Annotated in this window: 19 protein-coding genes; 3 read left to right on the forward strand and 16 right to left on the reverse strand. The window is 57.1% G+C overall.

Annotation, left to right across the window (positions count from 1 at the left end; genetic code table 11):
* Positions 1 to 81: 81 nt before the first annotated feature.
* The 12 genes from xseB to AWB66_RS29760 all read right to left on the reverse strand — a co-directional run bounded on the left by xseB (position 82) and on the right by AWB66_RS29760 (position 18,709).
* Positions 82 to 345 (reverse strand): exodeoxyribonuclease VII small subunit, encoded by a 264-nt coding sequence (gene xseB / locus AWB66_RS29705; RefSeq protein WP_087633619.1) that lies wholly within the window; start codon positions 343 to 345, stop codon positions 82 to 84.
* Positions 346 to 347: 2 nt separating this feature from the next.
* On the reverse strand, positions 348 to 785 hold the full coding sequence (locus AWB66_RS34620) for an exodeoxyribonuclease VII large subunit (protein WP_327355716.1): 438 nt from the start codon (positions 783 to 785) through the stop codon (positions 348 to 350).
* Between the two features lie 51 nt (positions 786 to 836).
* Entirely contained in the window at positions 837 to 2,312 is a 1,476-nt protein-coding gene (xseA, locus tag AWB66_RS29710) for an exodeoxyribonuclease VII large subunit (RefSeq protein WP_235021297.1), read from the reverse strand.
* 10 nt (positions 2,313 to 2,322) lie between these two features.
* The gene (locus AWB66_RS29715) at positions 2,323 to 6,093 is read right to left on the reverse strand and encodes an SNF2-related protein (protein ID WP_087633620.1); all 3,771 of its coding nucleotides are present in this window, start codon (positions 6,091 to 6,093) and stop codon (positions 2,323 to 2,325) included.
* A 30-nt stretch (positions 6,094 to 6,123) separates the two neighbouring features.
* Complete coding sequence (locus AWB66_RS29720) at positions 6,124 to 8,100, reverse strand: EH signature domain-containing protein (RefSeq protein WP_087633621.1); 1,977 nt, start codon at positions 8,098 to 8,100, stop codon at positions 6,124 to 6,126.
* Positions 8,100 to 8,822, reverse strand: coding sequence for a flagellar motor protein MotB (locus AWB66_RS29725; protein ID WP_087633622.1), 723 nt, complete (start codon positions 8,820 to 8,822; stop codon positions 8,100 to 8,102). Before AWB66_RS29725 ends, AWB66_RS29720 begins: the two co-directional genes overlap by 1 nt.
* Positions 8,823 to 11,357, reverse strand: a complete 2,535-nt coding sequence (zorA, locus tag AWB66_RS29730; protein ID WP_087633623.1) for an anti-phage ZorAB system protein ZorA — start codon at positions 11,355 to 11,357, stop codon at positions 8,823 to 8,825.
* Between the two features lie 12 nt (positions 11,358 to 11,369).
* Complete coding sequence (locus AWB66_RS33860; protein WP_159462973.1) at positions 11,370 to 11,528, reverse strand: hypothetical protein; 159 nt, start codon at positions 11,526 to 11,528, stop codon at positions 11,370 to 11,372.
* A gap of 193 nt (positions 11,529 to 11,721) precedes the next feature.
* Positions 11,722 to 12,081 carry a hypothetical protein gene (locus AWB66_RS29740; protein ID WP_087633625.1) on the reverse strand — a complete coding sequence of 120 codons (360 nt, stop codon included), beginning with the start codon at positions 12,079 to 12,081 and terminating at the stop codon, positions 11,722 to 11,724.
* Between the two features lie 302 nt (positions 12,082 to 12,383).
* Complete coding sequence (locus AWB66_RS29745) at positions 12,384 to 13,406, reverse strand: IS30 family transposase (protein WP_087633626.1); 1,023 nt, start codon at positions 13,404 to 13,406, stop codon at positions 12,384 to 12,386.
* A gap of 725 nt (positions 13,407 to 14,131) precedes the next feature.
* Positions 14,132 to 17,398 carry a metallophosphoesterase family protein gene (locus AWB66_RS29755; RefSeq protein WP_087633627.1) on the reverse strand — a complete coding sequence of 1,089 codons (3,267 nt, stop codon included), beginning with the start codon at positions 17,396 to 17,398 and terminating at the stop codon, positions 14,132 to 14,134.
* A 657-nt stretch (positions 17,399 to 18,055) separates the two neighbouring features.
* On the reverse strand, positions 18,056 to 18,709 hold the full coding sequence (locus AWB66_RS29760) for a bL17 family ribosomal protein (protein WP_125469828.1): 654 nt from the start codon (positions 18,707 to 18,709) through the stop codon (positions 18,056 to 18,058).
* Between the two features lie 291 nt (positions 18,710 to 19,000).
* On the opposite strand from AWB66_RS29760, the gene AWB66_RS29765 reads away from it, so the two are divergent.
* Together AWB66_RS29765 and AWB66_RS29770 are read left to right on the forward strand one after the other, a co-directional pair.
* Positions 19,001 to 19,387 (forward strand): hypothetical protein, encoded by a 387-nt coding sequence (locus tag AWB66_RS29765; protein ID WP_087633629.1) that lies wholly within the window; start codon positions 19,001 to 19,003, stop codon positions 19,385 to 19,387.
* Positions 19,388 to 19,813 (forward strand): hypothetical protein, encoded by a 426-nt coding sequence (locus AWB66_RS29770; RefSeq protein ID WP_087633630.1) that lies wholly within the window; start codon positions 19,388 to 19,390, stop codon positions 19,811 to 19,813.
* 284 nt (positions 19,814 to 20,097) lie between these two features.
* On the opposite strand, the gene AWB66_RS29775 is transcribed toward AWB66_RS29770, so the two are convergent.
* Entirely contained in the window at positions 20,098 to 20,541 is a 444-nt protein-coding gene (locus AWB66_RS29775; protein ID WP_087633631.1) for a hypothetical protein, read from the reverse strand.
* Between the two features lie 1,465 nt (positions 20,542 to 22,006).
* Between AWB66_RS29775 and AWB66_RS29785 the strand changes: the two genes are divergently transcribed.
* Positions 22,007 to 22,672 (forward strand): hypothetical protein, encoded by a 666-nt coding sequence (locus AWB66_RS29785; RefSeq protein WP_087633633.1) that lies wholly within the window; start codon positions 22,007 to 22,009, stop codon positions 22,670 to 22,672.
* Positions 22,673 to 23,313: 641 nt separating this feature from the next.
* On the opposite strand, the gene AWB66_RS29795 is transcribed toward AWB66_RS29785, so the two are convergent.
* Genes AWB66_RS29795 through AWB66_RS34625 form a run of 3 tightly spaced genes read right to left on the reverse strand, consistent with a single transcriptional unit; the run spans position 23,314 to position 25,002 of the window.
* Positions 23,314 to 24,147, reverse strand: coding sequence for an SIR2 family NAD-dependent protein deacylase (locus AWB66_RS29795; protein WP_087633635.1), 834 nt, complete (start codon positions 24,145 to 24,147; stop codon positions 23,314 to 23,316).
* Positions 24,148 to 24,175: 28 nt separating this feature from the next.
* Positions 24,176 to 24,601 (reverse strand): putative phosphothreonine lyase domain-containing protein, encoded by a 426-nt coding sequence (locus tag AWB66_RS29800; protein WP_159462974.1) that lies wholly within the window; start codon positions 24,599 to 24,601, stop codon positions 24,176 to 24,178.
* A 32-nt stretch (positions 24,602 to 24,633) separates the two neighbouring features.
* Positions 24,634 to 25,002 carry a hypothetical protein gene (locus AWB66_RS34625; RefSeq protein ID WP_235021298.1) on the reverse strand — a complete coding sequence of 123 codons (369 nt, stop codon included), beginning with the start codon at positions 25,000 to 25,002 and terminating at the stop codon, positions 24,634 to 24,636.
* Between the last annotated feature and the right edge of the window lie 533 nt (positions 25,003 to 25,535).

Raw genomic sequence — 25,535 nt, forward strand, 5'->3', positions numbered from 1 at the left:
GCTGGTATGAAGTAGTTTTGTCGGGCATTGCAACACCTTATACGAGATAAGTGTTGCACCTCACTTTTGAGGCCGCCTTGCCTAGAACGGGATGTCATCATCGAACGACGCAGATTCTTTCGGCTGCGTCGTAAGCGGCTCTTCACCGCTTACTCCTGCACCGCTGAGCGCCTGCTCAAGAGCCGCCTCGACCGCGTCAATCCGCTCCTTGCAGACTTTATATGCTGCGACCGACTCAGTTACGATGGTAAGTAGGTCGTCGATATTGGGTTCCTGTTGATTGCGCAGAGTCTCTGCGTGTCTCTGGAGCACTCCATACGCCTGTCTGAAAGTCTTCTCACTCATGTTCACAATCCTCGCTTTACCCCGACGGCTACCCGGCCGTCTTTCAACTCGATTTCTAACTCACCCATCGACTTTGCGTCGGCAGCAGATGTGACCGGCTGACCCCGTTCGTTCCGCACGATGGCGAAGCCGCGCCCCAAGGTCCGCTCTGGTCCCTGCCCAGCGACCTCACGGAATACGGCGGTCGCCGCGTTTCGCGAGCTTGCTATCTGTTGCCGTGCCGAAAGCGCGACGGTCTGGAGGTCTTGTTCAATTGATGCCCGGCTTCGACTTACATCGAGTGATGTTCGGTCGTGAATGGCCTCAACCCGTGTCGTCGTGAGTGTCCGTGCCGTCTTTACAACGTTGCAGGCCCCGCCTCTTATCTCTGAGAACACGCCCGGCACCTCGCGCTTCGCCATTGCCAACAGTTGGTAGGCGTTGTGCCCTACATCCGTCATCAAGACGCCCGACTCGTGCTTTGCATCGCGCACCGTCAGCTTTGCTCCAAGTTAAAGCTCGCCTACCAAAGCGGACGTGGTCTGTCTTGCAGCGGCAACTTGCTTGAGGGCACCGGACTGAACAGCTGTGAATCCTTTGTCAAGCAGCGCTCTAGCGCCAGTTCCGACTCTTGTTATTTGTGCCGCGATGAACTCGAAATGTGCCTTGGCTTCATCAATCCGTCGTTTGATGACTAGCTCTATGCCGGCAGCAACCTTGCTTGGTGTGTCGAACCGAGTGTTGGCCACTTCATCGATAATCGTGCTGTCGCGCTCGTGCCCTACGCCGGTCAGCACAGGGACTCCCAGACAGCAGATGGTCTTGGCCAACTCGTAATCATTCAACCAAGCCAAGTCATTGACAGCTCCCCCGCCCCGAATGATTGCGACCGCATCGGGCGGCGCATTGCCTGATTTGCCCCAGTGCGCTAAGGCGTTCAGGAGCGCATCGCGTATTTCCCGCGCAGCCCCTTCGCCTTGAAAACGGCTCGAAGCATAGGCAAAACGGCAAATACCAAAGCGCTCAAGCCGGTTCGCTTCCACTCGAAAGTCGCCAAGCCCTGCAGCCTCTTGTGGAGCAACGACCAGGATGGCGTTGAAGTCCCATGGCGGAGGAAGCTTTTTGTTAGCGTCGAAAATACCTTCCTGCTGCAGACGCGCACGAATTTCCCTCTTCCGAGCTTCAAGGTCGCCCAAGGTGTAGTCTGGGTCAATGGCATCAACCTCAATGCTGAAGCCGTACTGGGGCTTGAAATTCGGCTTGGCCCGGACGAGAAGTTTGATGCCGGGAGCGATGCTCGCACCGGTGGCTCGTTCGAACTCCGGGAGAATGCGGTTTGCAACATTCGCCCAGATGATTGCTCTCGCTGTCGCCAAGAGACTGCCGTCGGAACTGCGCTCAGAAAGTTCGAGATACACGTGGCCACTTCTGGCTCGTGTCTCGACAACTTCCACGATGGTCCAAACACCCGACCTGAATGTTTGCGCAACCGCTTGAGCGACGCTGGCGAGTAATTGTGAGAGTGGGACACCCTTCTTCGGCGCAGCGACCTCTCGGCCCGCACCACCGAGGCTTGGTAGCCGCTCGGACGTCGGGACGGGGACCAAATCGGCAGAGCTCATCGCCGCGGGCAACCAGGCGCTGAACAGTGCGAGGTCCGTCCCCTCAGGCACATACCACTTGCGCTGATTTGGGTCCCATCGGGCGCCGAGTGCCTTGGCTTCATCCTTCTCCCTGAAAGGGACATCTAGATAGGTCGTCACGAGAATTCGATTGCTGTCGAGAGTGTTCCGGATTTGTGCTCCGGCGCCCAGATTACGAATCTTACCGCCTACGCGAACATATTCGACCGGGGCGTGCTGAACCGACGCTCGCGGAGAGCCGCGGAGTGGAGCAGAGTTCGTCGCAAAGGGACGCCGCTCCGGCCCATCGCGTCTCCCCGACTGACTTAGCGACGTTGTGCCTTCAGACGATGAGGGACTGGACATCAAACCGCAATCAAGCGGCCTGCTCCCAGTAGAGGTGCAGAAATCGCTGCACGTCAGCGTTCGTGACCGGATATTGTTCGAGCCATGCGTCAACCTCCTTCTGCGTGGCGAGGGTAACGTTGTTGCGGCGCGCCTTTTCTCTAGCTGTCTCGTTGAAGAACTGGTTGGTAGCCACCCACTTCGAGAAATTTACACCGGGGTGGCGAAGCCGGTATTCCGCTTCGGCCGACACCACGTCCTTAACACCTTCGTCGTTCAGGCTGGCATTGACCACCCCCGAGCTCTTGCACTGAACGAGGTCGCCCTTGTTGCCAGTGAACGCAACCACGTCCACGCCACCATCGCGTGCTGGTGTGCGATACACGGTCTTGAACCCCTTCTTCTGCCAAACCGCCGCGACATACGCTTCGAAGAAGTCCCACTCCATACGCAACACGTCGTCTAGCGTAAGGGCACGCGTAAACGCCGGGTCTTTCGCACCGTCTGGAACGATGTCCTGGATGTTCCAGTCGGTCGGCATCACCGTTCCCGTGCCGTTGAGCATGTCGCCAGCAAGCTTTCGCTTCTCTTTCAACAGTTCGTCAAGCCGCACCTCGAAGGTCTTGAAATCTTCGGCGCGCACGATTGGTAGGTAGACGCAGACCTCTCGTTTCTGGCCGATGCGGTACGCGCGGTCGGTCGCCTGGTCTTCCTTCGCGGGATTCCAGTTTCGCGTGTAGTGGATGACGTGATTGGCCTCCTGCACGTTCACCCCGTAACCGACGGCAACTGGCGAGAGGATGATGACGCCAAATCCAGGCTTCTCTTGGAACGCGCGAATCTGTTTCTGACGGCTCGCGACATGTTTCGCTGAGGCCGTGACGTCGCCATTGATGATGCGCGGCTCGAAGCCGAACGTCTCTTTGATGTAGTACGCGAGCATCTGCTGCGCCTCGCGAAACTCAGCAAAGACGATGGCCTTCTCTCCCTTGCCTTCAATCTCGCGTAGCGTGTCCAGCAGCCATCCGAGTTTGGGCGCTTCGGAGCGTGCCTGCGCGAGCGGCTGCGGCGCGAAACGACCCAGGCCGGGTGCGTGCGGGGCTGTACAGATGGAGCGCAAATATTGCAGCACCCCGAGGTGATTCTTGAACGGAGACGACGCGGCCTCTTTGTCGCCCTTCTTGAGGCCTTTGAAGAGGTTGATAGCGCTCGTGTAGTACGTGCGCTGCAGGTTGGACATCGGGATGAGCACCGGCATGATGCGCTTGGGCGGCAACTGGGCGACATCGCTCTTCATGCGGCGCAGTATCTGCGGCTCAATCAGCCCGCGCAATTCCTCGACGCGCACCTTCTCTTCCTCCGTCTCGGCTTCAATTGGCTTGCGATAGCACCGTCCGAACTCATTGAGCGCGCCAAGCAATCCCGCCTGAACCAAGTCGAACAGACACCACAGGTCGACGAGTGTATTCTCGACAGGCGTTCCGGTGCAGGCGACCGCGAACATCACATTCTGTTTTTTGGCAGAACGCGTGACCATCGAGTTCGGGTTTTTGATTTTCTGCGCTTCGTCGCAGGCCATAATCGACCATTTGACGGCGGCAAAAGAGAACTCGAGGTCGCGAAGCGTCTCATAGGTCGTCAGCACAATGTTCGCGTCGCCGACCCATCCCGGTTGCAGGAATTTGACAAGGTTTTCCTTTCGAAGCTCTTCATCAATGGCCGAACGCGGCACCCGAAGCGAAGCCAGGTTGTCGCCGTATGCGATGAGCGGCCGGAACGTGCTTTCCTTGAAGAACTTGTCCATCTCCTCTGCCCAGTTTTCGAGCAGGGAGACGGGCGCGACGATGAGTGCCGGTGGAAGTTCCGGATTGTCCTCGAATGCGCGCGCCATGAATGTCAGCAACTGCAGCGTCTTGCCTAGGCCCATGTCGTCTGCGATGACGCAGCCGCGACAGTGGTTTGGTGCGTGCTGAAAGAGATGCTGAAGCCACGCGACGCCCTTTTCCTGGTGGGGCAGTAGCTTCGTCTCCAGTCTAAAGCCCGACGGCAGCGCCGGCGAGGGCGTGAAGGCGGTCAGAATCTCCTTGCGCACATCCTCGTAGTCCACTGCATCAACATTCGGTTTCAGCAACAGTTGTTTTGCCTTCTGACGAGCGGCCTTGTCCTTCGAGTCGACGGATTTCGGGGGCTTGTCGTACCCCTCCCGGACATCATTCCCAAAGTTGATGAACGCGTCGAGGATGTCGCGCGCTTCGGTAACGGGAATGGGTTGCGGGAAACCCGGCAATTCAATCGTGGGCTTGCCGGAGGTTTCCGCCTCTTTGAGTTTGGCGCTCAATTCGTCTTTGACGTCATCCGTGATGGGCACGGCAACCGGGTCGGTGCTGCCGTCCCGCGTGTACACGATGACGTTGACCAGGTGCTCGGGCCACCACTCGTCGCCTTTCTTCGCGATGTACGGCGAGTAATACGGCTGTTCGAGGCCGATACCGTTGACGCGCGAGGTGTACGCGCTCAGGTCGTAGACGTCAGTGTGTCGAACCAAAATGCGCGGCTTGCTGCGCTCATCGAGGGCGGCCTTGAGCAGAACCAGATGCTCTTCGCTGTTGCCAAGAAGCTCGAAGTCGTAGCCCTCCCATGCATAGAGCTGACGTTCGGCGGCGATGGCGCGTTCGGCGCCTCGGACGAAGTGTTCCAGCTCCGAGTCGTCTGAAAAGAGCCGCTCCTCCGCAGACACCCGGTCCGCGAGCGCCGTTTCGATAGCAAGCCCGACCGTCTCCGGGAATCCCAGTGCGTCGCGGCGGACTATCGAGGTGAAGTGGTCGAAGAAAATGCCAGCTTCAACTTTGGCGCGCTCGAACTGCTCTTCGTCGATTGCCGCTTTTGCGTCCTCACCGAGCGTGGCGAACGGGTTCAACAGGAACGCTTCGGCCCGGCTTCCGCTGATGAGTCGGCCCGGCATCTTTCGGATGCTGGAAAGCACCGTGTTCACCTCTGGCGTGACGAGCACGTGCACGATACCTTCGGGCGTGCTGATGTCATAGTGCTTGGGGACCGCCTGATACGAGTCGAAAACGTCGAGCCAGTTTTCGGGGGCGCCTTCGAAGGTCGGAATGATTTCGACCATTCGTGTCGTGCCGGCGCCCGTCTTTCGCGGGATGATATCGATAGTGTCGGGCGTGACGACAATGCTCTTGTACAGGAACTGGTCGAGGCTCGCGTTCGCCGCAAGCGCGGCGCGTCGAATCTGCCCCCAACGCATGCGCTGAGCGGTCTCGGTGCGCTCGTCCTCTGGTCGCGCCTGAAAACGTGCAACCTGCTCCACGGTCTCCCACGCCTGCCGCGACAGCAAAAGCTGTCGGCCGTTGGTCGAGACAAGCGCGCCGCTGCGCGTGACCGCCTCAAGTGGGCGCCGGTCCTCATCCCGCCAACCGGAGACGCGAATCGTAAAGTCGCGGTCAATAAGCGAGTTGCGGCTTTGGAGCTCTGGCGTGAGCCCGCCGATGGGCGGGAGTTCCAGTTGGTCGAGGCTGCGTGCGAAAGCCGGTTCTTCCAGCAGGTTGTACAGGCTCTCCCACGACAAGTGGGCGCTCTCGTCTGCACCGACGGCATAGCCTTCATCGTACAGTTGCGTGATGAGCGCGGGCACCGTGGGTGTCGCAAGCGGCGTCGCACCTGGGCGCGCGCCCACGGACTCGAACGTTCCCAAGTCGAGCCCTTCAGCTCCAAAGGCGCGCCACACGGCGGCGATTTGCCGCTGCGACGGCTCGGCACCCGTCATCTTTTTGAGCCACTTCAGCATGCTTTTCGTCCCCGAATTCTTCTCGACTTGTTATTCCTGATACCACCAGCCGCGACCGGGCCGGTATTTGAAGCCGTACGACTGGAGCAACGGCGTCAGACGGTTGTCCGCCGGGCTGTCCAACGCAATCCATAGATTGCCCTGCCGTTCACGCATGTCCCGAACGTAGATGTCGAGTTTGCGGCACATGGTAAGGAGCTCTTTCTCTTGCTTTGCACCAAACGGCAGAGAAACAATCGGTCCGCTCGACGGGGTGTCCGCTCCGGACGTGGATGCTTTGGTCGGCGGAGTGCTCGCGCCACCAGATGCCGGCCGAAAAAGCGACGGATTGCGCCATGCACTCGAACTTACAGGCTGCTCTTGAGCTTGGCGTGGCGCAGGCCTCGCTGCTTCTGGAGGCCGGTCGATACTAGGCGTGGTCGACGGGCGGCTCGCGGCAGAAGATGCGGCGGCGCGAGCCGGAGTTTGCTTGGCTGCCTGCGCCGGTACCTCGGGCTTCCAGGTAGTTGCCGAGTTCTTGCTCGCACGCGCGGCAACCGGCCTGGTGATGCCCCGGCCACTCAATGCGTCCTCGAAAATATCTTCCCAGAACCGACCGCCTTTGTCTCGGTGGTGCAATTTGACCGGCCCGACTCGCCTTCTATCTCGATGCGGAAGGCTTTCGGCACCCAGTTGGTCCGACGCCTGAATGTGATGCCGAATGGCCTGCGCAGAGATGCTGGTGTCGCCGTGCTCAAATGGCACGTCCGATGCGGGATACACGAAGCAAGCGTTATTCTCGTGCCCGAATTCGGCTACGACCCAGTCGCCGAATCGCATGATGAAGGCGTTGTTCTGCCCGTCTCCTGCGCCATAGAGGTCAAGCGTCATCCCTTCCATCAGCTTGACGACTTCGAGCATCCTCGTGTCATCGCTGTTTCGAGCGTTGGGCCCCAGTGCGAACTTAACGTCGCCCACGACATCCGCGTACTTCTCCCAAAAGTCTCGTCGCCGCTCGCGCTTGAGTCGGACGTCGTCCTGTTCACGCTGGTCCTGCTTGGCCAGAACGTTGAAGAACTGCTGAATGACATGCAGCTTGAACCACTTTTTGACCATGTCCCTAGGTTCGCGGGGCACGGCGACCCAGCCGGTGCTGTTTTCCTTGCGCAGGAAAAGCGGGTTGCCCCAGAAGTGCAAGGAAAAATCGCGTAACGCTCCGTGCAGCGGGCCGCCCGTATGGTCGCAATATGCGCTCAGCACCTCAGCCAGGCCTTGATTGAAAACGACGGGGTTTTGGGTCGCGAGTTGCTCGAGCAGCGGCAACAATTTAGGGATGTACGGCGTGATGCCGGCCTTCGCGGCCGCGCGGACCTGTGCGAGGACCACCTGCTCCATAAGCCACGAGGTGCGCTCGATATGAAGCGCCTGCTGAAACTCAAAAAAAGCACTATCGTCGCCCCGAAGCATCTGCCGAGCAAACGCATCGACGGGAGCATTTGAGAAAAGCTCGGGGTGCGACACTAGTTCAGACACCCAGGTCTCCTCCAGGCCATCCGGGCGGCGGAGGGTATTGGCGCCACTGTCCAGCCATGACCGAAGCAGCTCCCAATTGGGCCGCCCTGTCTTTGCCGCACCCTTCATTTCAGGATGGTAGCGGAGGTACGTGTCCAAGAGCCCCTTGTAGCAGTCGCGGAAGATGGGTCGATGCTTGCGGAAGCGGTCCACACCCGAGAGAACGGCCGGAAACCGTACGCGGTCCTCGATGAGGCGGTAGCGCATTTTTCCAATGGGCCGGTCACAACCAAGGCTCACGAGTAGCGCATCATGGGAATGCCGAAAGCGCGGCTCCTGTTGGAATCGCTCCACAGCTTTAACAACGGCCTCTTCCGGCGCTTTTGCGGTGCGGCCTACAAGTTTCTCGGTCAGCTTCTCGAGTTGTTCTTCGAGCTCGCCCATCGGCGTCTGCAAAAAGAGCGGCTGGTTTTGCAGGCGAGTGAGTCCCTTGCGCAAATCGTCGAGATAACTCATTAGGCTGCTCCTAAAGCGCAGGTGCCGAAGTTGCCGCGTGGCGGACCGTTGGTCGACGGGCGATGCTCGCCAATCCCCAGGAATTCAAGGCGCAACTCCACGCGCCGGCTGTCCTCGTAGGATGCCTTGGCGGCGTTGAACGAGTAGCCACCGACAAGAAACAGGTCGCGCACTTGCTCCAGTTCGTCATTGCTCATCGCGCTCTCACCTACCGGCGGCTTGGCGAGTAGAACACACAGCACCCGTTGGCTGCGCTGGAGGCTGAGGTTCAGGTTGTAGAGGTAATCTCCCTCCGGGCTCGAGAACCCCTCCACCACAATCTGCTTAAGCCACTTTTGGCCGAGCGGGTCGCGCGCGATGGCAAGCACCTGAGGCACAAACGCACGAAGCAGTTTTTGCTGCTCGGGCTTGAGTCCGGAGCTGTTCTTGTCGAAATGCGCCTTGTCGCCAAAGTCGATGACGTTCCGGTCCATATCGACCGAAATGCCCGCGTTTTTCGCGGCGACTTGTACGCGGTGAAGCAACTCCGCGATTTCGCGGTCGCGCTCTGCTTTTTGGCGCTCGGCCTCGCTCACTTGTTTTGTGACGGCAAGCAAGGTCACGGACATCGTGACAAGAAAGAGGACCATGAGCGCGGTCATCAGGTCCGCGTAGCTAATCCAGAAAGGCTTCTCCGCCTCGCCCTTGCCGCCCCGCTTCAGAACGATGCGAGAGCTCAACATTTAAGCACGCTCCTCGTCCATCACGACCGGACGGAGTGCCATTGCAAGATTCTCGATGAGACCGTTCAACAGGCCTGTGACTCGGCCGGTCGTCTCGACCAGCTTGGATGCGGCGCGCTCCATCGCATCGGTGAGGTTGGTTTGAAACTTGTCGCTGGAGTCCTGGAGCACATCGGTCACTCCGTTCATGAACTCGTCCACCTTCAGTTGCGCGACCGTCAGCGCCTTGTTCGATTCCTGAATTTGAGCGAGCACGTCATGGCTCAACGACCCTTCTGCCAACTCGACGATGGTCTTAAGGTGCAACAGCATCGACTGGAACTCGCCGCTCCGGGCGCTATAGTCATTAACGACACGCTGCATCGTCTCGGACGCCGCGCCCACGTTGCCCGCCGCCGCAGCGAGCTTGTCGGTCAGCTGCGTCGCTTGTTGCAGCGAGCCGGTTACCGCCGTGCCGGCCTTGCCAAACTCGGTCGAGGCCGCATGCAGCGTGCTTGCCCCCTGGTTCATCTGGGTAACCGTGTCGCCGGTCACCCGGCGCATCGTATCCACGCTCTCACGCATTTTGTCGACCGCGAACCCGGTGCCGGACACAAGTCGGCTGACTTCCGCAGTAAGAACGTCTACTGCCGACTTGATTCCAGCGGCGGCGGCTTGCGCTTCGGCTGCGAACTGTTGCTGCCGCTTCTCGTGAACGACGTCAGCACCCTCGGCTTGTTGCTTGAGGTCGTCGACGAGCGATTTAACGGAATCTCCGACGGTTGCGACCGACTGTGTCAGCTGCTTGCTGCTTTCTTCTTGGGTACTGGTCACGGACTGCGTGAGGCCTTGCACCAGATTAGCGACCGTCGCGCTGACGTCCGACACTGACTTCTGCAACTGTTCGTTGGTCGCGCTCTGCGAGGTTGTCACATCGCTTGTCAGCGACGAGACAAGGCCGCTGACGCGCTCAGTGACGTCAGACAACGCTTTAGTGAGCGCTTCGTTGGTCGAGGTTTGCGACGTTTTTACGTCAGTCGTCAGCGACGAGACCAAGCTTCCGACGCGGTCAGCAACATCAGCCAACGCGTTGGTGAGTGCGTCATTAGTCGTCGTCTGGGATGTTGTTACATCGGCTGTCAGGGACGTGACGAGGCCGCCCACGCGCTCGGTCACCTCGGCGAGCGCCTTCGTCAACGCCTCACTGGTTGCGCTCTGGGATGTTTCGACCTTTTCCGTCAGTTGCTTGACCAGCGCCTCGACGTTGTTGCTGACCCGCTCAAGTGCGGCGAGCATGCCTTCATTGGTTGCCGTCTGTGAGTTGGCAACAAGATTTTTCATCTCGGCCACGGCTTGCGCCATTTCAGTGGTCATGCGCGTCTGGCTGGCTTCCATATTTTTGATGGCTTCAGCCAGCTGTTCGCCCATCTTGCCCGTCGCATCTGTCCCGGCGGTAGTCAGCGTCTTGGACAAGTGCTCAATTTTGTCGACGGCGGATTGAAGCGCGGCGATGGTCTGCTGCTGCATCGTGTTGATGCCCGCAATCTGGTCGCCAAAGAGGTCGCGCAAGCTCTGATTGAGCTCTTTGATTACCTCCGAAAGGAGCTTGTGGACCGCGCCTTCGCGCTCCCCGCCGACAACTTTTACAGCCTCTCCGATAGCTTTCATGGGTTCCGCTAGCGCCGTTTGCAACCCCGCGCTAATTTCCTGCCCGATTTGCAACCCCAGGTCTCTGGTGCTCGCAGCCTGCGCCGTCATCTGGTCATCGATAATGCGCTTATGCTCGCTAATCTGTGTCGACGCGACGGACTCCAGGATGGCCTTGAGGTCATTGACGAGCGCGTCTTTTAGCGTCTTGCTGTTAGACAGATAGTCGGCCGACGATTGGACCAAGTCCTGGAGCATTTCTTCGCCCGCACCGGCCTTGTAGAGTTTGTCGATTTCGATGGCGAGCGCTTCGCTTTTCTTGTAAAGGCTGGCGAGAAGCAACTTTTCGAACAACGTGATAATCATCGCGCACAGGATGGCGCCGGCGGAAACCGCGAACGCTTCGGACACGGAGCCGAGCAGTCCTTTCAGACTGTCGCGAACCTGGGCGGCATCGGCGCTCACATTGAATGCATCCAGTCCGTGAAGAATTCCAAAGAAGGTTCCGATAATCCCGATACCCGTCAGGATGCCGGGAACGTGCTTAAAGAATTCCGCGCCGACATATGAGTCCACGGTCGTCTGCGTGTTGAAAAACATCTCGGCCGGAACCGTCGAGCGGTTTTTGTCGAAGACATAACCGCGCTCACCAGAATCAAAGCGTTCCTGTTTAAAGAGCGTCTCGTCGTATTCGCTCCAAAGGTGAGCCAAATCTTTATTTTTGGCGAAGAGCGGCCCCGGGTCCTCGCCCTCTTTGAGGCGCGCGAGTCCGGCAATGACTCGCTTGAGTGCGAGACCGCGAATCACAGCTCTCGGCACGAACCAAAACAGGAAATAGCCGAAGAGCACAAGGATGGAGAGCGCGCACAGCTTCGCGATGACCGGCGCGTGAACGAAGGTCTGGTACATGGTGTGTGGTCTTTAGTTTTGTTGTTGAGCCGGTTCTGCGGGTACCTCGATACCCTTTTGACGGCAGAACTCGAATTCGAGCGTCTCAAGTAGGTTGGCCTGGCTTCGATTCTCGTGTGCTGCGGCGAGCGTAAGCGCGGCCTTAAAGCGCGCAGAGGCTCGGAAGCTCATGAGCGTATCCTTTCGCTCTCTCATTCAGCTTCCCCGGTAGCTGATTCGTTCTTGTATGGTAAATGTATTGCAATACGAACAGCAATATCGACGACGGCTTTCGCTCGCTCGCTGTGGGCGGTAGCCCACGAAACGAGGGGCAAGCTCAGTGAGAACGCAAGCACGCTAGGCTTCACGGCGGTGTTGCACAGACTCAGTAAATAACATTTCTGGCTGGAGCGACCTGGCTCGCGAGGTCGTTCAATGAAGCCTTTGCCTGTCGCTGAACGGCGACGGCATGCTCTTGGGCCTCGAGAACAACATCCTGCATCTCGCCTAGGCGCTCCAGTGACGCTAGCAAGCTGTCTCGAGTGTCTTCGAGAGCCGCTCTATGGGTATTGAAGTGGTTGACCAATTTTTCAACCGAGGCAAACGAAGCTTCCGCCAATGCTTCAATCTGGGCTAGGCATGGCGCAGCCTCGTCCCCACCTTTCGCAACCGAATATATCTGTTGAAGCGATTGTGCAACACTGAAAAGTGCGCGGCCCACTTCTGTGTCTTCGAAGGCAAGCATTGACATTTTCAACCCTTTATTCGGTGAATCGATGGCAAGAACGTTGCCCCAGTTCGAATACCGGCGAGCATCACAGTGGTCCGCCGCAACGTCCTACCCCATGTTACGACGAGATTGGCAAAAACTTTAAGCCGGCGATGCTGCAAGGGCGCGAATGCAACGCTGAGGCTTCAGAAAGCTCGACGGCGGAAAACCAAGTCGAGCAATCTGCTGGAGGTATGCCTCCCTCGTTTAGTGCACGCACCTCACGAGCCCCAGCAAAATAGGAGAGGCGGGTTCAAGTGTGAAGCGCAACACCGGGGTTAATGTTTAGAGCTTTGAGGTTGACTTGCTGATGCGAGGGTCGCGGCGAAGACCTCGAATGGCGAATGGAAGTTGTGAGTTGCACGAGGTCGACTGTTCAGACTGTCGGCGATGGCGTCAAGTTCGACCTGAGTGTAGACCGAAAGGTCTGTGCCTTTGGGCAGATACTGACGCAGCAGACCGTTGGTGTTTTCGCAAGTGCCGCGTTGCCAGGGGCTGTGCGGGTCACAAAAGTACACGTTCACGCCGGTTGCGGCAGCGAGCTCCTTGTGGCGCGACATTTCTTTGCCTTGGTCATAAGTGAAGCTCTGGCGCAGCGGCGCGACAATCGAATTCAGTTTCGCAGAGAAGCCCGCCAGCGCTGAAGCCGCGGTGGCGTCTTCCATCTTTGCAAGCAGGACAAGGCGGCTGGTCCGTTCAACCAGCACGCCGACCGAGGAGTGGTTGCCCGCGCCCTTGATGAAGTCGCCCTCCCAGTGTCCGGGCAGCAGGCGGTCCTCAATTTCGGGGGGGCGCACATGGATACAGACAATGTCGGGAACTTGTCCGCGCCGGTCTGTGCCCCGCGTGCGCGGCATACGCGTGCTGTGACCATGACGCAAGCAGGCAATCAGCTGACGGCGCAGTTCGCCGCGCGGCTGCGCATAGATAGCGGTGTAGATGGTTTCGTGCGAAACCTGTTGGGTCGGGTCGGTCGGATACATACGTTTCAGTGTGCCCGATATCTGCTGGGGTGACCATCTCCACTCGAGCAGGGTGAGAACGATATGCCAGCAGACGCCTTGTAGGCAAAGCTTTGTGGCACGGCGCCCAGCGCCGCGGCGTGAGGCGCGGAGCGCTTCAGCCGGTACCGATGCGTAGCCTGCGGGAGAGCTGTTTCGCTTCAGTTCACGGCTAACGGTTGCCGGCGAGCGCCGAAGTATCCGGGCCATGGCCCGGATACTCGAACCCTGCAGATGCAGGCTTGCAATGGTTAGGCGCTCTTCAGGTTGAAGTTGCTGGTACGGAGTTCTTTCATGCATCGCAACACCTTAGACGAAATGGTGTTGCACTTCAGATTTGAGGCCGCCCCCTGAATCGCAGAGGCAGGTGGCTGCCGCACGTGAAACCTACGCGAAGCGGCGCGGAGTCCTGGCAGATGCACTGGCAGAGCGCGGAATTAAAGTGTCCGGACAAGACGCCTTATGCCTCTGGATTCCTGTCTCGGTCCAGCGATATGCCTAGTTTCCTTGGCCGCACGGGGAATCGCAGTGCAGCCAGGCTCTCGCTTTCAGCCACGACCTCATATCCGCGTGGCTCCAAGCTTCCGAATAGACCAGGTCGAACAAATCGCTGACGCGCTTGCGAATGCGGTGGGAAATTCGAACACTTAGCTTGCCGAAAGTACGGGGAGAGTGCATTGGAAGTCGACTCGGATGCCGCTCGCCCATGCGTCCATGCGTCCATCGCGAAGCCCACCGACTCTAGCGTCGACAGACCTCGTCAGAAGCCCTCCTGGTATCCGCGTCCTTCCCGAACCACAGCCGGTGGCCGCCACGCAAATCGCCTTTGTCGACGATAGCGAGCCGCGTAGGCGAACTGACCGAGGTTTCTTCCGTCCTTGCGTCGCGTGAAGCCTTCCCTCCGACGAACGACGCCTTCAGGCGCGCAACGCGTCAACCTCTTCATGCCTTTCCTCGGCCGAACAGCGAATCCGACGAGCTGAAGGAACAGCGCGACACACTCTCCGAAATAATAGTTGACGCGCTCAATGGTTATCTATTGCATTAAAAAATACGTCAGCAGCACGAAGCACCGCGACACGCATATCTTCCTCACTTCCGCGGTAATCGAATTCTGCATATCCGAGTCGCACCATCAATGGGGGCTCGCCGATGTGGTCCACGCCACGCGGGATGATAGGGATTGATATTGCCGCAACTTCAGTCCCCTCCAAATCACCTCGCGACGCCCTCCTCGCTTCGCGATTTGAAATTCCGACATTGCCCCACCAACAATCCAAGTAGATACTCTGGTGGGCGACATCGCGAACAGCAGCGTCCATGTCGTTGCTGCCATTGACAGACCCGCCGTCAGATACAATCCTCCAATGAAATTGATTTTGGTCTCTCACTGATTCAAAAACCTCAATATTGCAAAAATTGCTCAATCCCTCGGGTAGACGATTACGAAACAATTCTTTGATTCCCTTTTTTGCCGCGTGTACTCCTGACACCCACGAGAGAGGTTTTTTCTCACGAGCCGGCAAAACCCATGACAGTCCAAACACCGTGTCCGTATAGGGGTAAGGCACGGAGAGAATGTACCGACCTTTTCCAATCTCCCTAGCCTTCAGGTCCTCTCGAAGGCTAGTGTAGTCAATCTTACCTTGCGCCTCGGGGACTGCCTTCACGGTTACACCGACCTCATCGCGCGAAGGCGCAATCTGGGGCGGAAGCTGAAGAATCAGCACTAACTCTTGTAAAGGCTCACGCACAACATGAGAAGCAAACTCTTTATAGTTGTCCCTCTGGTCACCGAGAACTCGACCGGCGAACTTCATCACGTCCCAGTCATCGACTGTCAAAAGCCCCCCACGCCTCCACAGAGTATCTACTCTTATACTACGCACCGAGGATGGCGCGCGCGGAAGCCTTACTTCGAATTGATATGTGTGGTCGCGAACATTCTCAAAACTGACCGGAAGTCTCTGGATATGACCGTCTGACCAAGTCACTTCGAATCGTTCGCACTCCGGCGTGCCCGTGCTGTTAAAAGCCGAATAAATGAATTCACGAGAACTCAAGTCGCAAGCCGCGCGAACTTCGCTGACTCGGATATCTCTATTTTCCAAAAATTCGAACCATTTTGTGATACGCATAGCGGGGGTGTTGACAACCTCAGACGCTCTCTTTTGCCGTATCTTTTGTATGTCGCGAGCCGAAAAAAGTTCGTAGGAACTTCCCTCCTTTACCCGCCAACTACCTGACTTTCCAGAATGCTCTTCAAGCAATATCGAGCCATCATCGCAAAACTCGAGCAAGTTAAACGACGCTTCCTCTAAGCGAAAGCCCTCACCTCCCGTAAGCCCAGTTGCCGAGCCAGCCCCGACAATCGTAACGTCACTGCGTTTCCGATTCATCGTTGAGTATTTAGCAGCAAACGCCCGGTGCTCATGACCGTGAAGTACGAGATTTACGTTTGAATTGGCGAGGGTTTCCAATACAGGACCCACGTTATCCATTGTTTGATGAGAATTCCACGCCTGTGGTCCGTCCTCGGTCAAGATGCTAACTGGAAGAAGCTGATGGTGCTGCAAGACGATGCAAATGTCTGCTTCTTTTTCGACCGTTTTGGCCGAATTGACGAGAGCATTACGCTGAAACTTCGTGATTTCCCCGCGCGTCTCGCCGAGGTCGGTCCCACCAGTGTCGACGCTAAGGAATGCAAGCTTCCAAGTATTCCCCGGTTTCTTCGAAGTAGAGTACTCTGCTCCCGACAATAGGTGGTCTTCAAATACGTCGTCAAACGTTTTTGCAGGCTTCACAGTTGGAACTTTAGACGCTTTCTCCCGACGAGAAGTGCTTTTTCGGCTTGGCACTTTCGGAATTATATGGTCAGTATTTCCTGGACACAGACGATATTCAACCCCCAGCGCGTTCAGAGCGGAAGATGCGAAGTCCAGATTCTCCGTTGTCGCAGAATGGACTACGTCTCCGGTAATGACAGCCAAGTCGGGGTTCAAGGCCTTAATGTAATCGGCGAGAGAATTCCAAACTCCCTTAGGGTCGCTGACGCCTAGATGTAGGTCGCTAAGATGAACGACCCTGTAGGCGGTGTCTAGAGCGTTATCGACGACCGCTCCAGGTCTATCGGAGTCATTCTCTGAGCATCTCTCGATTGTTTCTGCTTCGTTGTCTAGGACTCCATCCACTTCAATTTCATTTCGTGTCGCTGTCCGATGCGACACCGGAAAATCTTGAGGCATTTTCAGATGCGGAGCAGTCAAATCTTTCGTGCCTCTTTCGACCGGCGGGGACCAAGGGCGTAGTGGAATGCTCGTTTCGTGGCTGCCATCTTTCTCGGCTCCGGCATATGCTTTAAATTGTTGCGGCGTTACCTGTTGCCACTCCCGCGCGAAGATACGAATGTTCATCCGGCGTTCTGCGCCCCTCGTGACGACGGAGATTTTGATGAAATTGTATCCAGGTAGCCAGTTCCTTTCTAAGCGATGTGGATTCACGGAGCCAGCAAACACCTTCACACTCCTCGTGCCGGTTAAGATTCGGGCATTATGTTCGTGCCCATACAATTGAAGCCTCGCCATGGTCTCGAGCTCGTTGTCCATCTCCGGACCGTCCAAAAGCCATTTAGGGGGATGGTGCGCGAAGACTAAGTATTCGACTCCGTGTTCGCGGCCTATGGTCCAAGCGTCCCGCCCCAGAAAAAGCTGCCCTTCTTTGTCTTGCCTTCCAGAGAGTATTGCCGAGTTCAAGCCTCTGATTCGAAGCAAAGAACCGTCATCTAACGATAACTGCTTGTTCCAGGCATAATTACTCTTCGTACCTTTGAAGACACATTCATATTTCTGGGCAAATTCATTGAAATTGTCGAGCGGCGAGTAGAATGCCTTTCCTGTCTCCCCTGTAAGAAGAGAGAGAAGTTCAGCGTTACGCAACTCATTGTTTGTCTTCGAGCGAATGGAATTATGCGCAGCTTCGAGTAGCGGATTCCGTTTGAGGACCTCCCAACTGACATCGTGATTGCCAGGACAAAGGTACACATTTGAAGTCGGGCAGCCGGTCTCCCTGCACACTTGCTGCAGCCATGCGTCTGCCTCGATGAACTCTTCTTTCATCCCGTTGTAAGAGATGTCTCCGGAAACAATGATTGCGTCGAGCTTCCCCTGGGCCGCCGTCAACTCGAGGAGGTCCAGCAACAATTCCTTCCTCATGTTGGCATTTGGGTCGTTGCCGATAGGATTTTCATCGCGACGGAAATGAATGTCGGACAAGTGCGCGATGTTAATAGGCATTTATGCACCTCTTATTCGGAAAGGGCAGTGCTGACTCACCGTTTGGCAACCGGCTAGATTATGCAGTCAGGTCATTGATGCACTGATAGTCGAAATTCCCACTTGTAGACACCCACGCAATTTGCCTACTCTTTCATTTCGTTTAGCTTTCGTTTTGCTCGCAACCATTTCGACGGGGCACCAGCCTCAACCTATTCGCGTCTCGGAGACAACGCCCTCAGTCATTACCTTTCATCAGTTGTTTGACAGTGCAGGATGAAGCTCCGAATTCTTTGTTATAGGCGCTTTCCAAAAAAACCAAAACGGAGATTTACGTGCCAACATGAGTCGGAGTCCATATTGGCCCAGCTGCGCTAGAGCGCTGCGCGCAGCCGACTGGAAGCATTCCAGCAATGTCAATCATTGTGAGGTCGACAAGTGTGACTGACCGTCCGCTCGGCGTCGTTCGACCGGATTTGACATCCGGGAGTCCGCTGAGTTGTAACGTACTAGCGAAAAGGAGTGAAGCGCGTTTGGCTTCAGAGCTTCGATACCGTAATGTCGGGAACCAACATGAAAGCCATCCACGGGAGAACCACAGCCGATTACAACATAACCCTTGGCAGAGGAACGTCGGTGTTGGCAGGGGACACATAAAAAGCAAAGACCGCCCCGCTCTCAGACACTTTGCGCTTCCTCGCCAGGTCGTGGAAAGCCTCTATCGCGCCATTCTAGCTTGAACAACCTGAAGGAAACCGAAGATTCGCAGACGCTAGGCGCCGCCTCTTGCTTGTTACTTCGAAGCTTGAAACTGCTGAAGCTGCCGAGTCCGAGCTTTGCCGCCCATTCTTGAACCGATTGAAGGAGCACGGTTTCGGCAATTAACCGAGCGCGTACATCAGGAAGCATCTCGTCGAGAGAGGGGTCCTTTTTTGCAAAGGCGAAACACTCGCCCAAGCCAGGCACTTCAGTTGTGTGGAACAGTCCGGTGCTCACAAGGTCCTGCCAGACGCGCTCGAATGGGATTTGGCGAGCACCGGAGGAAATGCCAGCCGCAGAAGCGAGGTGAGCCAGCGGGACAAGGTCGCCCCGGGCACGGAGTGCTCGAATAACGCGCGAGTACGCACCGTTCCCTTCCTCGAGTGCTTCGGCTAACCGGCTCCAGAATCTATCGCTCCCGTATTGATTGGCTGCGTACAGGAACTTAGCTCTTCGTGCGAATGGCAGCTTCAACTCGCGAACGGACTTGCTTCTCCGCTCAACTTTCTTCCGTGCGGCCGCCGGTGTGATGCCAAGCCATTTTTCGAGACCGAGCGCAAGTTGACCGCTCAACTGCGGACCCTCGCTCAGCAAGTAGTCAAGTAGCTCGTCACGTATGAAATTTCACCTGTCACAGAGCGATATTTATAACCATAAGGCGGAGTGACAGCGCCTAGCAATTTCTTTGTTTGCAACGGTGAAAAGTCTTTATAAAACAAATTGTTATCGAAATTCCAGAAAAATAACGTCCCGCACAGCCGTCACAAGCAAAAAAGCAGTTCGAAAATTCTGAACTTAGGGAGGTTCTTCCGGCAGACGCAATCGCCAGGCTCGGTCATATAAGCAGCCATCGCTATCGGTTGGATGGATGACTCGATTGAAATCAAAGAGACGACGAAACGCGCGGCGACCGCCGAGCTGGCATCGACACTGGTGGAGTTGGTGGAGATTCTGCTGACAGATGTGGCGGCCGAGGTCGAGGTGGTCGCGCGGGAGCTTGGGCAGGATGAGGGCCGCGAGCGGCTCCGGCGTGCGCTCGACCGGCTTGGGTGTGCGCGGGGTGTTGTGGAAGCAATGCGGGAGGGGCAAGGTCCGGTTGAGGCAAATGGCGAGGACGACCACGAACGACCCGGCGATTGCGCCGAGCACTATCGACCGGTGCTGGAACGTGTTCGCGGTGCGCTGGAATTGCTCGCAGAGGGGTGGCCACAGGACTACCCGGATGGGGCAGTCGAGTGGCTTTTCATCTAGATGGTCCAGCGCTCGTCGGTGTACGTGGTCCGGCTCGAGAGCGTCTGGTCGCACGAAGCTGGACGCGCCGGCTACGTCGGGCTCGCGCTCAAGGCGTTATGCGCCCTCGCTGATGAGATTGGCGCGAGTCTCGTGCTTAACGTCCATCAGTTGCTCTATGGTGAAATGGAAGGTGAGTCGGACGCGGAGGCAGACCGACTTGATGCGCTCGACACGGACGCGATGGACAACGATGCACTCGAGGCTTGGTACAGCGGCCACGGTTTCGTCCGGGTCCCGGGCACGGACGACCGAAACCCGGATATGACACGAACTGTGGAGGACCGCGTGCTCGAGGGAGCCTATCGCTCGTGCAAGAGCAACAGCGAACCAGAGGCTGTTCTCTATTGCTTCATGGACGTTTTTAGGAAAAGGTACGGGAGCTGAAATGAATCGCTATCTGTCCGCGTGCATCCTAGCCGTTTTGGCACTCCCTGTTTATGGAGCCGAGGACAACCTTCTCCCGAAAAAGACCTGTGGCTGGATGCCGCGGCCAACAAGCCCAAACCCTGTCACAAAACCAAGCCCACATTCTCAGTTGACGGCGGCACAACTGGGAGCAGTCAACACACGATAAACCAGAACCAGATGAAGCAGTTACAAAGCCCGGCTCGGCCGTGAGCGATTGCGGGGCCTAGCAGTCGGCAGATTTCAGTCCGAGAATGGCCCCCTCAGAGTCCAGATGTATCGAACTCGTCCATAAGAGGCGCGTCCAGTGAGGTCACCCCCTTAAGCACCTGCCACCAATACGCCTTGTCATCGGCCGCCTTGCCGATGTGGCTCAGCGCGGCGCCTGAGGGCAGAATGATGCGCGCCGCCGCGCCTGTCTGCCGGACGGTACGGACAAAGTCACTGGCGACACGCAGCCACGCTGCAATGTCTCCGGCGAGATAAAGCTGGTACTCCTTGACCGCCTTGTCCGGCCGCAACGCAGCAAATGCCGCAGGGGCCGGAGTCACAATGGCCGACGCTTGCGGAATCATCCGTTGGAGCGCCACCGCGTCTTCGAGAACGGTGGCGACGATGCAGAGCGTCTTCGGCTTGTCGAGAACGGCAACGCCCGTCAGGGCGTCGCTTCCATCGTAGGCGATAAGTTTGCGCGCCCGGTTACTCATGTGGAGACGCTGCAAGCCAACTGGCTTGCCGGACGTCCGGGCGACGGGGTGCTGACCGCAGGGCGGAGGCCGTGAAAAAGCCTCTTCCTCGAGAAGCGTTCCTGACCACAAATGAGAAAAAATTTGGCGACAGAGAGGGGGTCGAGACCCCCTTCGAATTCGAAAAACGCCGAGCATTTCAAAGAAGCGTTCCTGCCTTTGCTGGCAAGGGTTTGTGGCCCGCTCGACCCGGTTTTAGGAACGCTCCTAAATCGCTCTCAGGAACGCTTCTATTGTCGGCGAACACTCCCCACTCCGTTCAAGCGCATGACCACACCACCGTCTCCGACTTCGCCAAATTCCGCGCTTCGTCGACTTCAGAAAAGACCTGCGTCGGCTCGCCAGCGAACTCGCTAGCAGCGCAGGCGACACATACCGAAACACGATTCGGAGATTTCTGCGAAACGTCGGCACGCTGGTGAAGTTGACTTCTCTTGCTTGGGCAGCCTCACAACATGCGGGCGAAAAACGACTTTCTGCGCTTGCGTACCGGCTTCGCCGGAGCCGCTGACGCCACGCCAGCACCCATCAGCTAATGCGCTGCTTCCTTCCCTGCATTAGCCACAAGCTAGTCGTCGGCCTCAGGCAGCAGCAGTTGCCGCGTGCGCTTGATGACATGCCACCTCACGCTGTGAGGTGCGCTTGATGACCCATGCCACCTCACGCTGTGAGAATTCCCACTCCCCGGCGTCGACCTTCAACCTCATGCCCTTCTCAACCCGGCTTTGCGCGACGTCAGGCGTCAATCCAGACTTCGCAATCTTCCGTGATGCGTGACCGGACAGATGGGCCGCCAGGTCTTCGCAGACGTCACAGCGCACCCACAATTCCTCGTCGGTTGAAGCGCGCCGATAACGACCATCGACTTCTCGAACTAGGAGCTTTGGTTGAACCCCGATTACCGCACCAAGGTTCGGGGGCGAACTGTCCCTTTCATTGTAAGACGGAACACTCGGTCTGTCGAATCGTCGCGCATCAAGCGGAGCAACTTGAAGCCCGGCGGGTCCTCAACCAAACCGTCCTTCCTCAAAAGCCGGAATGCCTGCAAGACGCCTGAATTTTTTCGCAGGCAAATTTCCCTCGCTCGTAACCAGATTTTCGAGCGCGTCCTTCCAATTCGAAATCATCACCCCCGTTGCGCGGTATACATAGTGCTGCCCGTTCCGCTGTCAGCCGCGCGACTGGTCGGACATCAACGGCAGCGGTAGCGGGAAATCAGGTACTGTGGGAAAGCCTTGAGATACCGGACAGGGTGGCGAAGTTATCAGCCAGTTTTTTTGCATTCATGGTCGGTAAATCTGGTTATACCCATTGTCGACGGTTGCAGCGAATCGAGCTCCTCTTGAACAGGACTGTTCCCGGCAACTAAAAATTGGTGGGCACCATACGTGGGCTCGAATAAGCAAATCTGACGGGAACGGAACCTATGGATAATGCGGCGGTGTCTGGGAATGAAGGGCTTTTTCAGTTTGGTACTTTGCTTCCCCTCTGGACCTTCAGGCCCAGACCGAAGATTACCTACGGCTTGCCAGACGGCACTCCTGTGCTGACGTGCACGGTGACGAAAGAGGAGGCCGACTGTCTCAAGACAGACCACAGCGAGTCATCTATCGGTTTTGAGTGGGTCAGAACGGATGATTTCATTACCTTAAACATCTGCTTGTACCTCGGAGAGTCGCGAGTGTATTGGGTCGTTGACATATGCGACCCTGAGATTTATGAGGCAATCGAGTTGTGGAAACGCGCTGGGCAGATTCCTATTGCGTTCTTCGTTCGTCAGTCGGAGACTCAACGTCAGCTTTATCACACTGTTGGCATGCCACCATTTAACCCGAAGGTTGGCACGTTGTGGACTGACCCTGACCATAAGCCGACGGCCGGCAGATGGGAGGCGATGACCGAGTTGCTTGACGCATGGCGCCGATTGACGGGCACAAGAGAACTTGTTGCTGGCATAACGCTGCAACAAGTTCTCGGAAATGTGTTGCTGACGAAGCGCTGGGAACGGCTCGCACGCAGAGGACTACTCGTTCCGAGGTCACGGGCTGCAATGAGCGATTTCGCACAAGACTCGCTTTGCCAAGGCGGTTGAAAACTGAACGTTCTCGTTGCGTCGTGCAGAGAATGAGCCGACTCGCCACGCCACGGATTTACGTTACGGTGTTCGCCGTGCGTCCAAACCAAGCCAGAAAGTGCACGCTGCGTCGGTCTTCTCAGCGCTTGCGTTCGTCGCTAGTCATCGGTCGCAGCCAGCAGCAGTTGCCTCGTGCGATTCATGACCCAAGCCACCTCCGCTTGCGAAAAGTCCCACTCGTCAGCGTCAACCTTCAATCTCACGCCCTTCTCGGCCCGAGTCAACGCAACGTCCGGCGACAGACCCGAGTTATTAATCTTCCGCGATACATACGCGGAAAGCTGACTAGCAAGGTCCTCGCACGCGTCGTAGCGTATCCACAGTTGTTCCTCAGTGGAACCCCTTTGATAACGCCCGCCGACTTCGCGAACGAGAAGTTTTGGTTGAACCCCGGACACAGAGCCTGGGTCTTGGTCCCTCGGGAAATCATCCGGCACACGTCGGTCTGTCATCTCGTTCTCTATTTAGCTGTTGCAACTGCCGAGTCGGTTTGACCGTCGGACACGCTTCGCATGTCGTCGCGCCGTGCGCGAATTCGCTCAGGAGAGCGCGAACACCTGGCTGCCGAACCGTATCTGCACTATGCGGCTGACTGTGATTTACGAAAAGTCACAACGGGCGTCAAGCATTCTGAGCGTCGCAGCGGCGGCGCCTTCTAAGCCGACTCCATGCGACGGATTTGTGTTCGACTCACGAAGGTTGATTCGAATGAGCCTATGCGCCGAGAATCGTTCGCTGAAACGTCGTACCGTCGGCAAGGCTCTCCCAGCGCCCACCTCCACGACAACAAGCTTCGATACTGAAGAAATCCAGGCTGCAAGTCTCTGCTGCTGTTTCTCATAGGGAAGGCCTACCCACCCCCAGTCGCCGAACATTAGGATATTCGGACGCGCGAGACCACCGCACCGGGGACAACGCGGCATCGGGCTCTCCAACTCGGAGGTTATTTCATTTACGAGCGGATGAAAATCTGTCGCCGGCCAAGTATCGTCCGTACAGGTCTCCAGACATTGGAGTGCGTGAATCGACCCATGGCATTCGTGCACACTGTGTTCTGGAAACTCGGCCTTTTGGAATTGTCCATCAACGTTGCTCGAGAACACAAAGGCGCCATGACTCATGCGGTCAGCCCATCTGCGCAATATCGCGAAGCCTTCGTGTGGAACGATGTCACGATAAAGCTTCAGGCGATGGCCATAGAAACCCCATGCAAGTTCCGGATGCTCGGCAAACCTTGCGGGGTCTGCCATGTCCTCGAACGAGAGCCCTTGACGCCGAAGCGCGGGGTACGCTCGCCAGAAACCTTCCTGACCGCGGAAATCAGGAAGGCCCGAATCAACGCCCATACCAGCGCCGGCGGTGATGAGCAAGCCGTCAGCTTCTCGCAGCCAGAGAGCTGCTTTCTCGAGCTTCTGTTCTTCCGAATCCGACACGTCCCCTCCCTTTAGATTGCGTCAGCTGCTACGCACGTAGGTACCACTCGCCAGAGCCGTAAATCCTGTTCCGTGTATCAATGTCGCGCCTGTAGCCGAGCTCCTGCACGAAGCCCAGCGACTGCAGCACTACGCGGACGCGCACGAGGTCCTGCCTATCGGCCCAGTCACGCGTGTAGACACAGATGACGTGGCCATCGCGGCCCATGCTGCGCAGAGCGGTGGACACCTTGGCGCACAATAGCTGGTTGCTCTCGATAGCGCCGCTGATTTTGTTCCACACCTCGTCCACTTCGGTTGGGCTTACAAAGATGCACCATTTGCCTGTCGCATCGGTAGACGCGGAGTCGTTGTAGCTCGGGGACCTTTTGTAGTGCCAGTTGCAACTCAAGTCCTCAGAAGGCTTGTCCGTTTTCCATGACAACTGCTCTTCCACACCAATTCCTTCCTTCATGGAAGCCTCCTCGGGCCTTGCGCTTTTCCGTATCAATCCGCTTTGCCGAGCCTCGCGCGACATTGTTCTAGTTCTTTGCTGAGCTCATGTATTCGCGACTGCATGCCCGCCGCTTGTTTCAGCAGCCGCCCGACTTCATGCCAGTAGGCATATCCTGAGTCTCCGCTCTCTAAGCCCAGCTCATGGAACTTACGAAGCGCAATTTCGAGGTCGATATGGTTGTCCAAGCGCATCTTTTCTCCTTGAACTTCATGCTCCTCCGCTGGCAGTCGTCGGAACAGGACTCCTTCATTGACGTATCTCCTTTTGAGGCACAGCACGACTAAGGTAAGCACAGCGCCGGCCGCAGTCAGGACCAGAAGTCCGTAGTTGTTGAGCGAGAAGGTCAAGAGCGCTTTCATGGCCAACAGACTTATGAACTGAGGTCTTGTTCCGTCGGAAACAGCCGAGCGTATTGCTCCACGAAGCTTTTAGCTTCCTCCACTACCGGTCCGACATCTCCAGCCGATAGCCTCTGGAGCGGCGTCGCACCGTTCAAGGACGCAATTGGGGTCGTGAAAAAATCGAACATTGTCCACGAGTGGGTTTTGCCAAGACCGCGTATGACCCTTCTGAAGTCGTCGCGAAAAATCGTGGTCGAGAGAAAAAACGCTGGGTAGTAGGCTTCGGGACCGAAGAAGACTGGAAATGCTCTCTGCGATTCGACAAGCTTGGCCAGTTTCTTTTCTGTGAGGCCGGCCGAGAGGCAGAAGTCGTGCTTTCGCAGCACTTTTCCTTGAAGCACAAGCGGATAACGCTTAGGGTTCGCATCGCGGTACCGGGGGGCAGGCTTTTTCTGGCTCTTTTAAAAATGCAGTGGGTAACGGGCTCATGAGGCATGGGGGTTGAAGGCGGACAAGTCGAGCTTGCCAGCAACGAGAAAGAGGACCGTGCG

Source organism: Caballeronia telluris (assembly GCF_001544495.1).
GTDB classification, from domain to species: domain Bacteria; phylum Pseudomonadota; class Gammaproteobacteria; order Burkholderiales; family Burkholderiaceae; genus Caballeronia; species Caballeronia telluris.

What these genes read in the sequence shown, in the direction of transcription:
- AWB66_RS29725 (WP_087633622.1), bottom strand. Translation starts at nt 8,822, where the DNA reads ATGTTGAGCTCTCGCATCGTTCTGAAGCGGGGCGGCAAGGGCGAGGCG.
- AWB66_RS33860 (WP_159462973.1), bottom strand. Translation starts at nt 11,528, where the DNA reads ATGAGCTTCCGAGCCTCTGCGCGCTTTAAGGCCGCGCTTACGCTCGCC.
- xseA (WP_235021297.1), bottom strand. Translation starts at nt 2,312, where the DNA reads ATGTCCAGTCCCTCATCGTCTGAAGGCACAACGTCGCTAAGTCAGTCG.
- AWB66_RS29715 (WP_087633620.1), bottom strand. Translation starts at nt 6,093, where the DNA reads ATGCTGAAGTGGCTCAAAAAGATGACGGGTGCCGAGCCGTCGCAGCGG.
- AWB66_RS29785 (WP_087633633.1), top strand. Translation starts at nt 22,007, where the DNA reads ATGGATAATGCGGCGGTGTCTGGGAATGAAGGGCTTTTTCAGTTTGGT.
- AWB66_RS29720 (WP_087633621.1), bottom strand. Translation starts at nt 8,100, where the DNA reads ATGAGTTATCTCGACGATTTGCGCAAGGGACTCACTCGCCTGCAAAAC.
- AWB66_RS29765 (WP_087633629.1), top strand. Translation starts at nt 19,001, where the DNA reads ATGGATGACTCGATTGAAATCAAAGAGACGACGAAACGCGCGGCGACC.
- AWB66_RS29775 (WP_087633631.1), bottom strand. Translation starts at nt 20,541, where the DNA reads ATGAGTAACCGGGCGCGCAAACTTATCGCCTACGATGGAAGCGACGCC.
- AWB66_RS34625 (WP_235021298.1), bottom strand. Translation starts at nt 25,002, where the DNA reads ATGAAAGCGCTCTTGACCTTCTCGCTCAACAACTACGGACTTCTGGTC.
- AWB66_RS29755 (WP_087633627.1), bottom strand. Translation starts at nt 17,398, where the DNA reads ATGCCTATTAACATCGCGCACTTGTCCGACATTCATTTCCGTCGCGAT.
- AWB66_RS29740 (WP_087633625.1), bottom strand. Translation starts at nt 12,081, where the DNA reads ATGCTTGCCTTCGAAGACACAGAAGTGGGCCGCGCACTTTTCAGTGTT.
- AWB66_RS34620 (WP_327355716.1), bottom strand. Translation starts at nt 785, where the DNA reads ATGACGGATGTAGGGCACAACGCCTACCAACTGTTGGCAATGGCGAAG.
- AWB66_RS29770 (WP_087633630.1), top strand. Translation starts at nt 19,388, where the DNA reads ATGGTCCAGCGCTCGTCGGTGTACGTGGTCCGGCTCGAGAGCGTCTGG.
- zorA (WP_087633623.1), bottom strand. Translation starts at nt 11,357, where the DNA reads ATGTACCAGACCTTCGTTCACGCGCCGGTCATCGCGAAGCTGTGCGCG.
- xseB (WP_087633619.1), bottom strand. Translation starts at nt 345, where the DNA reads ATGAGTGAGAAGACTTTCAGACAGGCGTATGGAGTGCTCCAGAGACAC.
- AWB66_RS29800 (WP_159462974.1), bottom strand. Translation starts at nt 24,601, where the DNA reads ATGAAGGAAGGAATTGGTGTGGAAGAGCAGTTGTCATGGAAAACGGAC.
- AWB66_RS29745 (WP_087633626.1), bottom strand. Translation starts at nt 13,406, where the DNA reads ATGCATGAAAGAACTCCGTACCAGCAACTTCAACCTGAAGAGCGCCTA.